General features: G+C 76.5%; 1 protein-coding gene and 1 pseudogene. Both read right to left on the bottom strand.

Features of this window, described 5'->3' with window-relative positions:
- The coding region (locus AE652_RS41380; protein ID WP_049661148.1) for a serine/threonine-protein kinase at positions 1-867 on the bottom strand (867 nt) is incomplete at its 3' end.
- Between the two features lie 270 nt (positions 868-1,137).
- Positions 1,138-1,420, bottom strand: a pseudogene (locus AE652_RS41375) (serine/threonine protein kinase); the annotation flags it as partial.

Below are 1,420 nucleotides of genomic sequence, written 5' to 3'. Positions count from 1 at the left end.
GGCCGGGGCCCGGCCCTGGCCGGGCACGGCGAGCACCGGCAGGCCGGCCAGCGAGGGCAGCTGCTCGCGCAGCCGCGAGGCCAGCTCGGCGGCGCGCAGCCGGGAGGCCGGGGCCTTGGCCAGGCACTCGGAGATGATCCGCCACAGCCCGTCCGGCAGGCCGGGGATCGGCGGGACCTGCTCGGTGACGTGCCGGCGCAGCACCGCGCCGGTGTGGCCGCCGCCGAACGGGGTGAAGCCGGCCAGCAGCTCGTACAGCACGGTGGCGAGGGCGTAGATGTCGACGGCGGCGCGCGGCTCCAGGCCCTCGATGATCTCGGGGGCGAGGTAGTCCGGGGTGCCGATGATCCGGGTGGCCCGGGTGCGGCGCGGGGCGTCGACCAGGCGGGCCACCCCGAAGTCGGTGAGCTTGGCGCGCGGGGCGCCGCCGGGGCCGGGGGCGGCGGCGAGGTCGAGCAGGACGTTCTCCGGCTTGACGTCGCGGTGGACGATCCCGGCCGCGTGCGCGGCGGCCAGGCCGTCGGCGACGTCGGCGATGACCGAGGCGGCGGTCTGCGGGGGCAGCGCGCCGTCCCGCTCCAGCCGGGAGCGCAGGTCGGTGCCCTGGACCAGCTCCATCACCAGGGCGAGGTCGCTGCCGTCCACCACCATGTCGCGCACGCCGACCACCCGGGGGTGGTCGAGGCTGGTCAGCGCGGTGCGCTCCTGGACGAAGCGGCCGACCAGCACCTGGTCGGCGGCGAGGTCCTCGCGCAGCAGCTTGACCGCCACCGGACCGTCGGGCCCTTCACCGAGCCAGACCGTCCCGGCCGAACCCCGGCCGATCACCTGGTGGACGGTGTACCGGCTGCCGATCTTGCGTGCCAATGCTGCTCCGTGGGCGGCGCGGGAGCGCTCCGGGGGTCCGGCGCGCTCGGTGGGGCGGGACAACAGCGACCAACCTACGCGCCCGGAGGGCCTGCGGGGGCCGCCCGAAGGGCCCGGAGCGGGAGTCCCGGCCGAGAAATCTCGATAATTGTCGACATAGCGTCAATGCGGCCGCCCGGGCGGGCCGGAGGCCGGAACGCCGTCCGGACCCGGACCGGTTCCGGACCCGGACCGGTTCCGGCTCCGGATCGGCTCCGGCCTCGGGCGGCGCTACTTGCCGAAGAGGCTGTTCGCCCAGTCGCGCGCCGAGTCGAACCAGCCCACGACGTTGTCCCAGTAGTGCGGCAGCGGCGTGAAGTTCCACAGCGCCACCCCGGCCACGGCCAGCACCAGCAGCACCATCAGACAGCCCTTGAAGCAGCCGAGCCCCGGGATGTACATCCGGTTGCGGCTGCGCGGGCGCGGCTCGCGGGCCGGCCCGGGCTCGCGGCGGGCCGGGGCCGGCGGCTCCTCGCGGCGCTGCGGCGGGGCCTCCCGGTACTGCGGCGCGGGC

The organism is Kitasatospora sp. MY 5-36, from assembly GCF_001182915.1.
GTDB lineage: Bacteria > Actinomycetota > Actinomycetes > Streptomycetales > Streptomycetaceae > Kitasatospora.
This window is presented reverse-complemented; position numbering and strand designations above follow the sequence as displayed.